General features: G+C 41.1%; 15 protein-coding genes and 1 pseudogene. 6 read left to right on the top strand and 10 right to left on the bottom strand.

The features are described from left to right. Positions 1-8: 8 nt before the first annotated feature. From HED65_RS11700 to HED65_RS11675, 6 genes are all read right to left on the bottom strand, one after another. Positions 9-1,883: a DNA-binding protein gene (locus tag HED65_RS11700; RefSeq protein ID WP_114978711.1), complete on the bottom strand. Its 1,875-nt coding sequence runs from the start codon at positions 1,881-1,883 to the stop codon at positions 9-11. Next, entirely contained in the window at positions 1,880-3,184 is a 1,305-nt protein-coding gene (locus HED65_RS11695) for a tyrosine-type recombinase/integrase (protein WP_047718536.1), read from the bottom strand. Before HED65_RS11695 ends, HED65_RS11700 begins: the two co-directional genes overlap by 4 nt. Then, positions 3,177-4,379 carry a tyrosine-type recombinase/integrase gene (locus HED65_RS11690; protein WP_008322898.1) on the bottom strand — a complete coding sequence of 401 codons (1,203 nt, stop codon included), beginning with the start codon at positions 4,377-4,379 and terminating at the stop codon, positions 3,177-3,179. Before HED65_RS11690 ends, HED65_RS11695 begins: the two co-directional genes overlap by 8 nt. A 295-nt stretch (positions 4,380-4,674) precedes the next feature. Beyond that, positions 4,675-4,974, bottom strand: coding sequence for a hypothetical protein (locus tag HED65_RS22670; protein WP_001019190.1), 300 nt, complete (start codon positions 4,972-4,974; stop codon positions 4,675-4,677). Between the two features lie 20 nt (positions 4,975-4,994). After that, the gene (locus tag HED65_RS11680; protein WP_000795663.1) at positions 4,995-5,201 is read right to left on the bottom strand and encodes a helix-turn-helix transcriptional regulator; all 207 of its coding nucleotides are present in this window, start codon (positions 5,199-5,201) and stop codon (positions 4,995-4,997) included. 280 nt (positions 5,202-5,481) lie between these two features. After that, positions 5,482-6,327: a DUF6387 family protein gene (locus tag HED65_RS11675; protein ID WP_001067212.1), complete on the bottom strand. Its 846-nt coding sequence runs from the start codon at positions 6,325-6,327 to the stop codon at positions 5,482-5,484. A gap of 476 nt (positions 6,328-6,803) precedes the next feature. On the opposite strand from HED65_RS11675, the gene HED65_RS11670 reads away from it, so the two are divergent. From HED65_RS11670 to HED65_RS11660, 3 genes are all read left to right on the top strand, one after another. Then, positions 6,804-8,030 carry an integrase domain-containing protein gene (locus tag HED65_RS11670; protein WP_114978710.1) on the top strand — a complete coding sequence of 409 codons (1,227 nt, stop codon included), beginning with the start codon at positions 6,804-6,806 and terminating at the stop codon, positions 8,028-8,030. Between the two features lie 96 nt (positions 8,031-8,126). Next, positions 8,127-9,389, top strand: coding sequence for a hypothetical protein (locus tag HED65_RS11665; protein ID WP_114978709.1), 1,263 nt, complete (start codon positions 8,127-8,129; stop codon positions 9,387-9,389). Between the two features lie 2 nt (positions 9,390-9,391). Further along, complete coding sequence (locus HED65_RS11660; protein ID WP_114978708.1) at positions 9,392-10,432, top strand: hypothetical protein; 1,041 nt, start codon at positions 9,392-9,394, stop codon at positions 10,430-10,432. A gap of 263 nt (positions 10,433-10,695) precedes the next feature. Here HED65_RS11660 and HED65_RS11655 read toward each other — a convergent pair. Next, a pseudogene (locus HED65_RS11655) lies at positions 10,696-11,076 on the bottom strand (phage polarity suppression protein); the annotation flags it as partial. Between the two features lie 521 nt (positions 11,077-11,597). Between HED65_RS11655 and HED65_RS11650 the strand changes: the two are divergent. From HED65_RS11650 to HED65_RS11640, 3 genes are all read left to right on the top strand, one after another. After that, the gene (locus HED65_RS11650; protein ID WP_114978707.1) at positions 11,598-11,954 is read left to right on the top strand and encodes a KPN_00521 family repetitive protein; all 357 of its coding nucleotides are present in this window, start codon (positions 11,598-11,600) and stop codon (positions 11,952-11,954) included. Positions 11,955-12,041: 87 nt separating this feature from the next. Next, the gene (locus HED65_RS11645; protein ID WP_028016763.1) at positions 12,042-12,392 is read left to right on the top strand and encodes a cupin domain-containing protein; all 351 of its coding nucleotides are present in this window, start codon (positions 12,042-12,044) and stop codon (positions 12,390-12,392) included. Positions 12,393-12,453: 61 nt separating this feature from the next. Then, positions 12,454-13,011: a YceI family protein gene (locus HED65_RS11640; protein WP_114978706.1), complete on the top strand. Its 558-nt coding sequence runs from the start codon at positions 12,454-12,456 to the stop codon at positions 13,009-13,011. Here HED65_RS11640 and HED65_RS11635 read toward each other — a convergent pair. Genes HED65_RS11635 through HED65_RS11625 form a run of 3 tightly spaced genes read right to left on the bottom strand, consistent with a single transcriptional unit; the run spans position 13,003 to position 14,856 of the window. After that, positions 13,003-13,794, bottom strand: coding sequence for an anti-sigma factor family protein (locus HED65_RS11635; protein WP_114978705.1), 792 nt, complete (start codon positions 13,792-13,794; stop codon positions 13,003-13,005). The genes HED65_RS11640 and HED65_RS11635 overlap by 9 nt on opposite strands. Further along, the gene (locus HED65_RS11630) at positions 13,791-14,321 is read right to left on the bottom strand and encodes a sigma-70 family RNA polymerase sigma factor (RefSeq protein WP_114978704.1); all 531 of its coding nucleotides are present in this window, start codon (positions 14,319-14,321) and stop codon (positions 13,791-13,793) included. Before HED65_RS11630 ends, HED65_RS11635 begins: the two co-directional genes overlap by 4 nt. Before the next feature lie 7 nt (positions 14,322-14,328). Next, complete coding sequence (locus HED65_RS11625) at positions 14,329-14,856, bottom strand: tetratricopeptide repeat protein (RefSeq protein ID WP_114978703.1); 528 nt, start codon at positions 14,854-14,856, stop codon at positions 14,329-14,331. Positions 14,857-15,391 lie beyond the last annotated feature (535 nt).

The raw sequence follows: 15,391 nt of genomic DNA, 5'->3' as shown, positions 1-15,391 counted from the left end.
CTCCTGTTTCAATTATTCAATAGTTTATTAATTCTTTCCAAATTTTTTTTGTGGTGTTGCAACCATTTGTCTGCACCATAATCACCATTTTCATAAGCGATCTGAGTTATTCTCTTTAATTGCATTACTTTCTCTCGGACAGATTGCAGTCTAATTCTATCTACTGAGTTAATGTCCGGTGTTTCATTATCACATTCAATAAGATGATTAATTTTTGCACAAGGCTTGATTAAATAGTTATGTACACAGTAACCAAATTCAGTTAAGTGTATTGCACCTTGATTAAGGTTATCAAAATCAATTGTCAATTCATTTGTGGGTATTGACTCCCTTTGACAGTAATTACTCCTATTCAATTTAATAGCTTTGATTTTATCTAACATATCTTCTTCCGACACATGGTTATAAACTCTGTTCTGATTCGCATTGATACGACCAGACCATTTAGCTATATCCAGTTCAGACATTTCACCATAATGGGCTATTGTGTTTAAAAGGTGCCGTGGCTGGTGTGAGCGAATAAGTAGTGGTTTACCTTCATCATCATAATATCCATATCGGGAAAATATATTTTTATAATTCATCTCATAGCTTTTTTTTCTTTGTATGTCACTGAAAAAGAAACTTTTAGTAGGTTTGTAAAATGTGAAAATTGAAGTCATTCTTGATAAAGAAAATTGATCAGTATTGAGCAAGCATAAAGCATTACTAAATTTTATGGATTTTTCTTTATCATACCATGGAAAATCTCTGCTAAAATTAGAACTAATAATTTCCCACAAATTACTCAATGAATAGTTGTAATCATTGTGGTTTAAGAAACTTTTCCCACCATCCAAACTCGTTCTTTTAATTTTTAAAACACATGATTTATGATCAAATAAATTATACCCCAGTGCATGGCAAACTTGTACAACGGTCAATTTAGCTTTTTCATCAACTGTTGGGCAAAGCTCATGTCGGTAAAATTTATCCGGGTACTTTTCGCACCAGTGAGCAAGTGCTCTTGCATTTTGTGATAAGGAAAGTAATCTTCTAATCGCTTTCTTTGCAACTGGTATCATAACCCGTGGAATCCATTTGATATTAGGGCCATACCCTTTTACCGAATAAAATCTCAAACCATATCTTTCGATACCCTTGCCATCTATTTGTGTAATCTCACAATCAGCAGGTAAGGCTAAAATTTCAGAAATTCTGCTCGGACAACAAAGTAGAAGTGCAAATACTGAACTGGTGAACTTATCCCTTGGACTCAGTAACTCATCATTTTGAGAAAAAATATCAGCAATAGCGAGCAATGCTTCTTCATCTGGTAACTTATCGCTTCGGTGATAATCCTCAATCTCAGTAAGATAATTGTTTTTGACTTTCTGTTTTACATGGTTTTTCCATGAGATATATCCTGACTTCACAAGATTATGTTCACACAGAAACTTTGATATTTTTTCAAGCTGTATTCCACATTTAGCCAAAACGTTACCTTCAAAATATTTACTCCCGATCTGCATTGCCTCATCGAAAACAACGGCTGTAACATTATAAATGAGACCAGTGTTCTGAACCTGCAAAAGGGCCTGTTCGAGACATCGCAAGGCCATCATAATAACCCCATAATTTTTTAATGGTTTCAATGTGTGTTGATATCTGATATATGCTTTCGCAAAATTGATATAATCTTCGTGCATTGCATCAATGGAATCAAAGATTTTATTTCCAATCCCTATTTTTCTAAATGTGACATATCCTTTCCAGGCATACTGCTCCCAATCCTGAGTTTGGGTTAGTCCGGACAGTTGATAGCGACAAAATTTTATGAACTCATTATAATTTTCTTCTACAAGAATATGTTTTTTTGATTTGAACAAAATAATATTATTCATAGTTGATTCACCTCACTGCGATCAATCGGAATAAAAAACATACATTGATTGCAAGGAAATCCTGAATTCTGACTCTGGCATCTACTTGAAGAAAAAAATTTGAAATGACTACTCTTTTTCGATTTGATTCCGTTCATAAAAATATCAGCGACAAATGACAATTGTTCTGAAACAGCGGAATCAATCCTTTCAACACTGTCAGCATGATTTTTAATATAAATCCCCGCACTTGAAGTAGATGAATGATCCAATAATTCAGCTATAGTATTAACATTATGCCCATTCTTAGCCAGCATAGTTGCTATTGTATAACGAAGCCTACGAGGAGTAATATTTAGTATCGAACCGGTACGGTTGGATATTACATTCCCATTATTAACAATACTTTTCAATGCTACATTAGCAATTGTAGGCTTCGCATATAATTTATTATATTCCAGAAGAATTGAACCTGTTATGGATAAATCTAAGAGTTTTTCCTCATTTAAGAAAATAGGAACTTCTCGTTTAGAATAATCATCAAGAGTTTTTCCAAGAGCTTGCTCAACAAGTTTCACTGATTGATTAGCTTGCAATTGAACAATTGATGCAACCTCTGATATTATTGCAAGTTCTCGATATCGTAGTTCTTTACCCCGTTGTTTTACTCGTGGCACTGAAATTACATATTCTACTTTGCCATTATCTAAGTTCTTTTGAAGAAGGTCTTTATATTTCAACATAACTAACTGCTGAGGTCTTCTACCTGTAAGACTGATCAATAGTGATATTGCATAATGTGGCAGTGACAGTTCACCTTTTCTATATGCATGATTCATAGCCTTAATCAAAGAAGTATGTTCTTCTTTATTTAATGGTCCCTCTGTTGGATCATCTTGAAGCACAGACTGACCAGATTTTTTTATTTTTAGGTCCAAATGCTTTAACAGTTCTACCGCACTTTCATCTATTCCCGGATATCCTAACTCAAACCATTTAATCAAAAATGGTCGTAAAACGCGAAATGATGCTGAGGCTTTTGATAATTTCTTATTTTGATATTCAATTAGAACCTTATCATCAATATGAGTAGGAGATAGTTTACGGATAAGACTCTCCATATTTCTAACAATATTTTTCACATACAAATAGCTGTAGCTATTAAAATAATATTGTACTGTATATACAAACCCACAAACCAAATTTTCGTTCATAGCACATATTAAGTTTGTAAGATTGATTCCGTTATTTTCAATCGAACTGACGATTTTATGTTCATGCAAAGACATTTTATCAGATTTATTTTTAATTAAATTATTCATCAAATTCTCCTTTGAATAGTTGCTCTTGTTGTTCAAGTGCAGTTTTTTTCGATAGCTCATAAATATGCCTGCGATTATAAATCATTGAAGTTTCTGAACCCGGTCGCCATCCCATGAGATAAGAACGGATTTGTTGCTCTTTTTCATCGGATATGTCCTGATTCTTGTCTATTGCTTTCGAAAACTCATAATTCCATGTATGTCTGAGTTTGTGACCTGTCAATCCCCCTAGAAGTGAGGAGGATTGACGAACAACACTCACCACTTTGTGATATGAAGAAAATGAAATAGGTTGCCCTTGAGTTTTTCCTTCCTTATAAGTAATAAACAGGAAATCATGTTTGTTAGAATTTTTTATGTTTCTTCGATCATTCAGAATATAATCTGAAATTTCAAACATGAGCTTTTTATCAGCAATTAATTTCCTCTCACAAGTTTTAACTAAAGGCTGATACACTCGCGGATCTGTTTTATCATTTGCTCTTCTTCTTATTGCAATTGTCGATTCTGCAAAATCTATATCACCAATTCGCAGATTCAAAAGTTCACCTGCTCTCAGGCCAAAGCAGTGTAATAGCAGGAATATTAGATTGTTTCTTTTTTGCACTTTTTCTGAAAAAGGATTTAATTTGCTACCCGGTGCAAGAATGCTAAACAAAGAATCCAATTGTTCATTATTTAAACTTTTTTCTATATCCATATTATATTTATCATTATTTCTCGGTTTCTTTCGTTTTATGTTGTTAATGAAATCTAAAATATATTTGAGAGTATCCTTCTGTCCTGTATGAGAAAGATGTATTTTGCACAGCCATTCCAGATAGTTAGCTATGGTTGTTATCCGAAAGTACTTAGTTGGTTTTTTGACATTTGAACTTCTAAAATTATCATTCTCGCCATCTCGAAAATTGAATGAAGTGAATTCGATCAAATCTTCAATTTCATGAGGAGCCAGAAATATCCTTTTCTGAATTCTTTCATCAATATTGATATTTTTTCTCATAAAGAATCGATATAACAATGAAATGCTCCCAGCGATAACCTTCATTGTTGATATAGACTCTGACCGATTCCTGACTTGTGTTGTTATATACAAGTTTGGATAATACAATGGCTCACCAGTATCTTTATTTACAACATGACAATATCTCTCACCATTTTCGAACATAAAAGAATCCACACAAATACTGCACATATTTTCCTCCTAAACTTTACAAAAAGTATAATTCCAATATATTAATAATAAGCATTTCGTAGATTTACAAATTTATTTGGTTCGATTAAGATATTTATTTAAATTAAAACAGTGAGATAGACGATTATTCTTGTCAAATTATCATCTGGTAGATCTAGTTAATATTATGTACACCTAATACTTCGAAAACTATCTCACTGCCTTGCTAATAAACGGCAACCAAAATAATGTAAGTTATTCTGTAAAGTTTTAAGATAAATTATGCAGCCAAACTTTACATTTTCATAAAAAGCTCTTAATCCATTAGATATAAAATTATCCGCTTCGCTAGGAGTTTCAATTCATCAGGACATTTAATTAGAGATAACCAGGTCTCGTAAACATATATCTGTTTGCAAGCATTAAGCTCAGAGATCGAGTCTAAAGGTTCTCTCAGATTTCCTACAAGGTACTGACTGAGCCAGTAAATGATTTCTTTATTAAACTCGTTATTAGGTAAGTCATAAATCACTTCTTGGTCAAAGATCTTGTAAAAAAGATCTCCGCATAAATTGCACATATGGTTTTCTTCGCTTACAAATTCTTCGATATTCATAAAATCACTCCTAAGTTCAATTAAGCAACATTATTTCGACTTGTTTCGATAACAGACTGAATCCAGGTATCAATCTCACTTTCAACGAAAGCTACTGCACGACTTCCAATTTTGACAGGAGCAGGAAACTTACCATCGTTGATCAGACGATATATCCAGGCTTTTCCGTAGCCAGTTCGTTCGAGAACTTCTGGTAATCGTATTAGGCGGGTTGCTTGATTTTTCATTTCGTTATCCCTTGTCGTTGCGGTGAAGTCACTATACGAACAGTTGGGAAAAGAAAAGAGCGAAGCTCCTGAAGCGGAGGTTCTTCGTAGCTATGCAGGATGGTTTTCTCGAAGTTGGTGCCGTACAGAAAAGGGGAACTTGAGAGTAGCTGAAATTCCCTCGTTTTATAGCAAGTGTCAAAATGCCCGGTTTAAAGTAAAAATCGCAAAAAAAAGCACCATTCACAATGATGCCTTTAGTTAATTTTAACAATTAAAACAAATAGTTATAAATGTAATTCTAATCAGATAGTTTCATTACATCAGAGACTTTCATTTGCTTCAAATGGCTATTTTTGTTCATGAAGTAATGGAATTGTCGGATAAAGTCAGTTGTGCAGGATTTAAGAGCCAAAGGCCTGTCGGTATCTTTGATTTGGCTAGACTGCCTCATTTCGCTTTCTTCGTCATCGTCTGTATATAGCAGTCTGGATAACCTGTCGTCAGAGACACGGATTTTTTTAACGGCTGCCCACACCAGGATATCCAGCATAGGTATCACACGATAACTGATGAGTTTCTTGATAGTTCCATACCCAAAGCGAACTGATTCTAAAGGATCTGGTTCGATACCTTTGATTTTACGCCACTGCGGTAATGCAGCTTTAAGCGACTCTGCAATCTCTTCGTCTGTGCCACTTGCCAAATCAATCTCGAACATGACTGTTCGTGAAAACTGATCTGGCATAATATCTGAAAGTGATTCTTCCCGAAGATCTCTGTTTATTGAATAATTGTCATCACCATCCCAAACAAAACCTCCGCGTTGCATAGCAATGATGCTCGTTTCAGCAAGGCGATCAAGAGTTGTTAGAAAAAAATGGGGAGGCTGAAAAAGTTTATTGGCAGGAGTCATGTATCCCAGTTGCCCTTCTTCAATTAAAAAAGGATTGCCACTGAAAATTTTTGAGAAGTAACCCATAAGAGTTCTGCTCTCAAACTCTTCCCGATACTCCTTAAAGAACAAGTTACGAGCCCATATCTCATGGTAAAACTGGAGCAATGAGAGGTCTTCAAATTTGCGATATGTATCAATCTTAAACCAACTCTTGATGTCTTTTGTGTGCTCTGGTGACCAGTTGTTCAAAATCCATTCTCCACCTATGCTGGTACTGCCCTACGGATAGAATTCAGTTTCGCTGAAAAACTACCGCATTCACTAATCGGTGAAAAGCAGATCCTGCTTGCACAGTTCAGCTACTAGCAGGGAGTTGAACTGAAGAATTTGTTTCCTTTTGATACAATTCTCCAATCCGCTAATCGTGATAACCCATACCATTACGATTTATGGTTCCTTTTTAGAACCACACATAAAATTCAAAGTATAAATACCATTAAAAATCAATGGAATGAATGGCTAATTACAGGGACGCCAGCCCAAATCATGATCCGGATAAGTCCGGTGAAGTACAGAAAGCCCGCATGGCACAAGCCCTGCGGGCTTTTTTGTGTCTGTCATAGTCCGAGGCCATCCGGCTAAATCCAGAGAAAATTGGTACACGTTTAGGTACACGCTATACTGTGGTCCATTAAACGTGTACCAATTATGGAAGGAATCCAGACATGGCGCGCATTACACGCCCCCTCACCAACAACGAAATCCTCAAAGCGAAACCCCGCGAAAAAGACTTCACCCTGCATGATGGTGATGGCTTGTTCTTACTCGTTAAAACTTCCGGTAAAAAACTCTGGCGCTTCCGTTATCAACGACCGGGAAGCAGCAGCCGCACAAATTTGAGTCTCGGCTCATACCCTGCGCTTACACTCGCAGCAGCTCGTCAGATACGCGACCAGCACTTAACCGTGCTCGCAAAAGGTATGGATCCGCAACTGCAACAAGAGCAAGCATCAGAACAACGTCAGATTGAGCTGGATAGTATTTTCTCAACTGTGGCCGCCAACTGGTTCAAAATGAAGAGCAAAAACGTCACTGAAGACTATGCGAAAGATATTTGGCGCTCTTTAGATAAAGACGTGCTCCCTTCAATAGGCGCGATACCTGTTCAGGAGATTAAGGCCAGAACGATTGTTGAAGCATTGGAGCCAATCAAAGCGCGGGGGGCATTAGAGACGGTCCGCCGACTAGTTCAACGTATTAACGAGATCATGATCTACGCCGTCAACACTGGTCTGATTGATGCAAACCCAGCATCGGGGGTCGGAATGGCATTTGAGAAACCTAAAAAGCAAAATATGCCGACTCTGCGGCCAGAAGAATTGCCGAAGTTAATGCGTTCTCTGATGATGTCGAATCTCTCTGTTTCGACACGCTGTCTAATTGAATGGCAGCTCCTGACCCTTGTGCGTCCTTCTGAAGCTTCTGGCGCCCGATGGATAGAGATCGATCTCGATGCCAAACTCTGGACGATCCCAGCCGAGCGGATGAAGGCCAAGCGTGAGCACACAGTACCTCTATCTCCACAGGCATTAGAGATTCTGGAAGTAATGAAGCCAATCAGCGCTCACCGCGAACATATATTCCCGAGCAGGAATGATCCAAAGCAAGCGATGAATAGTCAAACAGCAAACGCGGCTTTGAAAAGAATAGGATATGGCGGTAAATTGGTTGCTCATAGTCTACGCTCAATAGCCAGTACAGCAATGAACGAAGCAGGTTTTAATTCTGATGTAATTGAAGCAGCATTAGCCCATAGTGATAAAAACGAGGTTAGGCGCGCGTACAATCGTACAACCTATCTGGCTAAACGTTATGAGCTAATGTCATGGTGGGGAAATAAAGTTTCAGCCCTAAATATTTATTCCACGGAAAAACAATCTTTCTCAAAATAAAGGACTCGTATGTAAAATCAAAGGATTTGTGATTATTAGCAACAATATATCTATGAAGGTAAAAATGAATTCTCAATTTGAATAAGGAACTGCTTTATGGATAACAATACGAAAGGCGCATGGTTAGTTCATCATGCTGAAAAAATCAAAAAATTCCCTGGCGCTGATAGTGAATTTGAACAAATAAGTTTCTCCGGTAAGTGTGGGATTCTTTTGTCAAGCATTAGCTCTAATTCCCAACACGTTTTATCGGAAGACAGAATATTAAGTTTATCTAAAGCTGCCGGAATCAATCGTAGAACTGAACTTCCATCAATTTTGGATGAGTTAAAAAAGCAACAAATAATTACGCACTCGAAAAATTTAAGTAAATATGAAGTTTTGGGCATTCCTGATTCCATTACAATACTTAATCATGTATCGAGAATTTTTGATGAATCCAAACCCAGTCAATCAGAAAGTGCAGCGATTGAACTTTCTGAATTATGCTCTGAATCTCCAATAAATGAAAGCAGCGCTAAAACAATAATTGAAGATACATTCAGGCTAGCAAGAGGCGATAGTGATAACTTGTTCACTAATAGCCAACTTGTTGGCTTCGTAGATTCTGAGCAAGCATACTCGGGCGATAAACTTTTATTTAATGGTAATTTATTCAGAACAGATGATGTAAACAAATCATACACTATACTCAATTCCCTAAGCGATAGCGATGCACAAAAAACAAAAGAATTCAATGAGTTACTAAGGAAAACCGGCTGTGTTGATATTACTATGGCCAAGAGAATTCTTGGGGATGAGTTATTAAAAAAACTACACTCAATCGGGGTTTTTGATATAAACCAGATTGGTAATGAATATGGTAACCACTATTACATTACAAAGCCTTCTGCCTTCAACAAATTCTCATCTTCGGCTATAGACGATGCTTTTGATTTGGCTAAAGCGTTTGTTACCTCTCTTACTTTTGGTATGCAAAAAAGTGCTAGTTCCCGTGGCAGGATAACGATGATTGAAGCACTCTTAAGAAAGTTAATTAATGGCTATGAGGTCGGCCCAGCAACAGCTATCGGCCGCGACTATCAAATACTTGAATTAAAAGGGGTGATTAAGATAACCGAGTCGGAGAAAAAAGGTCAATACTATATGAGCTTATTAAAAAAGGATATTGGCCAGATGGCACTTAAAGTTATAACAAGTGGAGATGCCAGCTTACAATCTTTAAATACTATCCCCTCCGTAACTGTTACTTCTTACATTGCTCCAGAAGCAACAAGAACACTTGAAAGAATTAATCAACCAGAACCACTTAAGAGAAATATAGGGGAAATACTTAGCCAGCTTAGGAAGGGTAACTAATCATGAGCAATTTAGACTTAAAAAAAGGTGAGCGAGCCGAAGAATTATTAAGAAAATATTTTCTGAGCATTGGTTATTATGTTTTGAGAGCAGTTGAATTCAAATATCATGGTTTCGACATTACAGATATTGATTTATGGTTATATTCACGACCTTCCCCAATTTCTAGGGAAAGAACAAATGTTGATATAAAAATGAAAAAACAACCACAAGCACTTGAACGTGTATTGTGGACGAAAGGATTGCAAAAAGTTTTAAACCTCGAAAAATGCATCGTTGCGACTACCGATAAAAGACCTGATGTGACGGAATTCGGCATTGAGCATGACGTACTTATTTTAGATGGTAACTTCCTCTCAAAATTAACATCTACTGAACGATATGATGACAAAAGAATAAGTGAAGAAGAATTTGAAAATATTCTAACTTTACTTGACTCTAGTTCTTATGGTGGCAACTGGAAGCAAAGATACCGTAAGTCAAAAGCCGTTCTAATCACAAAACTTAATTTCGATGGTGTAAATCATCTTCTAGATGACATTCAGTATTATTTAGAAAGAGTTGCAACATCTGAAAATGAGTCTTATGGCCCAATATGCAGAGCCCTTTACTCTTCAATATCTATGCTATTGATTTTACTTGATTATTCAATTAAGGATATAATATTCAAAGAACATGAAGAACGTGTCAAAATGATTAGCGAAGGTATTCGCTACGGTATAGACGGAAAGGATCAAGCTAAAAAATTATTATCAATGGCAACTACATTAATTTCATCATTCGTAGGCTCTGCGCCAATTGATAATACGGCAATCACGGCAGAAGTTGAAAACCAGTTCAAAAGCATTCCTGCTGAGATTATAGGGAACCATTTTTCTACAACTCAATCAATGAAAAACATGTTTCACTTAGCAATAGCTTTCGAAGGGCTAGCATTTGGTAAAGAAACAGTTAGAACCATAGATCTTGAATTCGAGATGAAATCAATTCTTGGAGTCTTATGTGATTTTAACTCAATAGACAGAAAAAAGGTCATTAGATAATTTTTAAAGCCGTTAGTGTTAACTCATACACTAGCGGTTTTTAAATATAAATTAATTCTATTTCAGCGCGCAATGCTCTCCCCGCCCCGCCTGCCCGCTTAAGGGGGCGCTTTTAATGCAGGTGCATTAGCGGCCTCTGGGCGCGCCAGTGCTGGCGCTGGCAGGGGAGCCAGTGTCGGTAAAACGCATGCAAAACCATGCACCTTATGCATACATGGCTTTTTTACGTAAAAATGGCGAGATTTTCGGGGATTTTGAGATGACTACTGCACGGGTCTGCATTTTTCACGATTATCATCGCGCGAAACCGCATCAGGCCTGAATCCGATGGTCGTTAAAATTTCATTATCCTGCGCCGAATAATTAATTGTTTCACCGGTGGCCAGCCAGGCCTGCAGTGCATCACACAGATAGTCGACCGAGTTTTGCATGGCGCAACGCTGAGCGGCAGAATGTTACCCAGAATAATTCATCTGCTACTGTGCAAGGGCAGAGGCCAGCTCTGCGCCGTGCGTCTGCATAAAATCATTTAATCGGTCGCGGATGCTGATGCGCTGCACCTCCTCATGCGAGCGGATATAACGCCCGGCAGCCTGGTTAATTTCCCACTTTTTCACGTCGATAATCTCACGCAGCGTTTGCAGGCTGTGGCCGCTACCGGCACGGTTAACGGTGGCCGCCGGTGCGAGTGTAAGTATCCCTGCAAAACGTACCATTCACTTTTAGAGATCTCCCGACATACTGATTATGTCCCCGGAGGAGATCGCCTTTTGATACAGTGCCGAAAGACGTGAAACGAGACATCGGGCTGAAAAAATACATGACGCTATCCACCTGGCCGGCCAACTAGCCCCTCATATTGACCAACATCAACGACACCGTCCTTCCCCTATGAAAAATTAAAAAGCACACCCAGCGCTACGGAATAGCCACCCCAACCCGGAAGGAACCCCACTATGTACAGACCCATAACCGTCATAATATTCATTCTCCTGACCCTCGCCGCCCTCGCTGAAATAGGTGTTTTATCCTTTGGATAATCCTCATGCGAAATACCCCGCGTCAGGGCACGTTGATCTCATTACAGTTTTTTCCTAAAGCCACCCCGCTTCGTCTGTGCCATGCTGAATCACGCTCATAACCGATAACGTTAAATGAGGATATTATGAAAAAAACAATTATCGCATTATCTGCCGTTCTGCTGGCTTCCCCAGTATTTGCTGCGACCACACATGCAACTGACGATACCGTCGCTGCGGCGAACGCAAACGCCAACGAGGCAAAGCAAAAACTGCACGAAGAGCAGAACAAAGGTGAAGAGCTGAAGCTGAAACAGAAACATGCTGCAGAAGGTAAAAGCGAAAGCTTTGGCAGCAAGGTCAGCGAAGATTCCCAGAAAGCCTGGCATAAAGCCAAAGAAGGCACCGAGAAAGGGTGGGATGCCACCAAAGAAGGTGCTGAGAAAGGCTGGAACAAAACCAAAGAAGGTGCCAGCGAGCTGGAAAAGAAAGTTACTGAATAATCCCGTCAAAAGGCCGCAAACGCGGCCTTTTTTATTCCCAGCTGCTTTGCTTCCTGAAGACTAAACTTGTCACAGGGGGGCACCATCATGAGCCACAAAGAAATCGCACCAGAAACCCAGGGCGTGACCGTTGAACTACTCTCCATCGTCGATCTGGGCCCGGAGATCGCAGGCATGGACGGGCGACAGCTTCGCATGCGCAGGGTGACACTCGCTCCCGGCGCGGTCTTTGGTCCGGTGCATGATCATATCGATCGCCCCGGTACTGTGTTTATCCTGGAGGGGACGATCACCGACCATCGTAACGGGATCGCCACCGATTACGGTCCCGGTGTCGGCTGGCCGGAGGATCACAATACCGTTCACTGGCTGGAAAACCGTGGCCAGGTTACCGCCGTCGAAATCTCGGTTGATATTATTAAAAATCCTGACGCATAAAAGCCGAATAGATCCCTGGTGTGACGCGTTTACTCCCAGCGCCCCTTAAAGAGATCCTGAGATGCTACGACGCCTGCTTATATTGCTTATTTTGGTTTGCCCGTGGGCGTTAGCCGTCCCGCATAGCTACATCATCGACACCAACAACACCACCATTCGGCTATCCTGGCATGCTTTCGGCGGTATCCTCTCCTGGGCGACATTCAGTGGCGTGACGGGTGCCGTGACGCTTAATCCGAATAACGATGTCGATGACCATATTCACGTCACTATTCCCGTGGCAACCCTGGTGGCCTCAAACAAGCTGCTCACCTGGCAGCTGAAAAGCGATATGTTTTTTGAATCTGAGCGCTACCCGACGATTGAGTTTGTCAGCTCTCGCGTGGTCGCCCAGGGCGCAGGACGATTCAGAGTGTTCGGTACGCTGACCGTACGAAACATTGCCCGCCCGGTGATTCTGGAAGCTGTTGTGGAAGACCCGCATGCGCAAGCCCTCACGCTGAATGCCACCACAGCGATTTCCCGTGCATCCTACGGGATGGATAAATTTGCCCTGGTCGTTGACGATCGTATTGCCATCGCTATTGCGATTCAGACGAACACTATTCCCTCATCCTGAGATCAGGCGTTGCAGCTGTTCTGCGTTACTCTGCAAGTGAGACAGCGGGTTTCGGCCTATCAGGACAAACTGATAGCCCGCATCCAGCCACCACACCAGGTTCATACTGTGCCGCTGCTCCTGTTGAAGAGAAGCCGTCGTCTTCTCATCGACAGGAGAGATACAGAGCGCCATCGGACCGTAGTCGGCGTTGATCCAGGCAATCTGCGCGATAGAGGTGGTTTCATAGCGCAGCATGCGTACCATTTTGAGTTCTGCCCCCTGCAGAGTAAGCTGCGACATCTGCAATTTCATGCCGATATCTTGTGCGGCCCGTTCCAGGCCGCGTTGCAGAACAGGCAGTGCGCTGTCCATATCCAGCAGTGTTTCAACGCTGTACAAAGACATGTATTGCGCTTCGAGGTCACGAATATGGGCGTTTTCATCATCAGGGGCAGAAGCGGGTCTCAGCAGATACCCCAGCCCGGAACCGACCATCAAAAAACTGACCGACGCAGCAATCAGTGCGCGTCTGCTTACGCCCGCCGGAGAAGAAGAGTGTGGTTCGGGAAGTGCCGCCAGACGCGCCTGCATCTTCTCAAGGGGAGCGTCATCCAGCAGAGAAGCAAACGCCCCGGAGTAGTCCTGATTGCTTTTCATTAGCTCAGCGGTTCGCCCGGAGAGGCGTTCATCACTTCTCATCTGTTCTTCAAATTGTTGTGCATCTGTACGGCACATCTCGCCATCTATCCATGCCACGATAGCATCGTCGTTATAGGGCGGCGTAAAACGGTGCGAATTCAAGAGCGCTTCTCCTTTACCGGAGGCATTACATCAGCGGACCTCGCAAGTGTTGCCCGCGCTGTCGCCAGTCGGCTCATTACAGTACCAATCGGCACCGCCAGGGTGTCCGCTGCCTCCTGATAGGTAAAACCTTCGACATAAACCAAAAAAACCGTGTTGCGCTGGGCTTCCGGTAGCGCATTGACGCGCTGCATCACCTTCAGGTAATGCAGGCGCGTTTCATCCTGCTCGCGGGTGTCTGGTGCCAGAAGTTCGTCGCTGGTGACAAACCCCTGCCCCTGGCGGACATGTCGTGCCCGAAGCTCAGAGATCCAGATGGAGTGCAATATCGCAAACAGCCACCTGTCGATGCGCGTGCCCGGCGTATACTGGCTGCTCCTTTCGAGCGCACGCACGCAGGTGGACTGAACCAGCTCTTCGGCGATATCCCTGTTTCGCGACAACACCAGCCCATAGCGCCATAGGCGCGACAAGTGTGCCGCTAACTGTTGACGAACCTCACTGGTAGCGATGTGTTTTCCCTCCACGAGAAACTCAGGATTCCGGCTGTCCGTTGATGGCAGCCTGCAGATCGCGGTACTCCTCGCAGGACTGGCCACATATGCCTGCTATTACCTTCAACTGTTCTTTCGCGAGGTCAGGCCGTCCTTTGACCATCCATGCCTCACCCAGGTATTCACGGGCTTTGGCATAATCAGGGGCAATTGCCAGCGCGCGCTGGTAATAGCCGATACCCTCATCGGTACGTCCCAGTTTGCGTGTGGCATACCCGCGATAGTTCCACGCTTCAGCCGTATTGCCATTTTTCAGCGAATCAAGGAGATTCAGCGCCGCCTGATACTCCCCTTTCTTAACAAGATGGTATGCATAGTTGGTTTTGTCCTGATCGCTCAGGCTGCTGCTCTTGTCCGGCACGCATTTCTGAGTTGCACTGTCATACACCTGCCCTGATGGGCAGTCAGGCGTTTTGCTCTCGGTACTATTATTACCCATTGCCAGCGCCAGTGGAGACAGCAGCGAAAAAATCAGTACCGGGATCAAACGAAGAGAGGTCGTGTTCATAAAAAACTCCTGGATGAGAGAGGATGACGTCAGTAAACGCATGAGTGGCGCTTTTTATTCACACTCCGGAGGATATTTTTGCTGCAACAAAATCATGCATATAACGCATCCCGTACCAATATAGATCTGATCATTTAATGATCACCTCATTCTATTACCCTCTCTCATTAGCAGAAATTTAATCATATAAAAGAATATTTTTTTAAATATCACCAAATATAATATATCCTACATCAAAAATGTTACCATAACTTAAACCACCATTAAGAAACCATAAACAACAACCTTTTAAATACGATTTAAAAAGTCACCTACCAATTATTGAGCAACACCATACACACTTTTTAAATACCATTTAAAAATAAAGTAAAACACATCAAAAACAACATGTTACGAATATAAATTCATAATGCGAATTAACTAAACAATATCCCAACAACTTCTCCCCCTTCATGTTTAAAGAATCTTGATTTGCATATCCATATTTTTCTGACTATATCATTTTTATACCATCCCGGATTAATTCCTCTATTAA

The sequence above is a fragment of the Pantoea sp. LS15 genome (assembly GCF_012241585.1).
GTDB lineage: Bacteria > Pseudomonadota > Gammaproteobacteria > Enterobacterales > Enterobacteriaceae > Enterobacter.
Note: the sequence above shows the minus strand (reverse complement) of the source record. Positions and strands in the feature narration are given on the sequence as shown.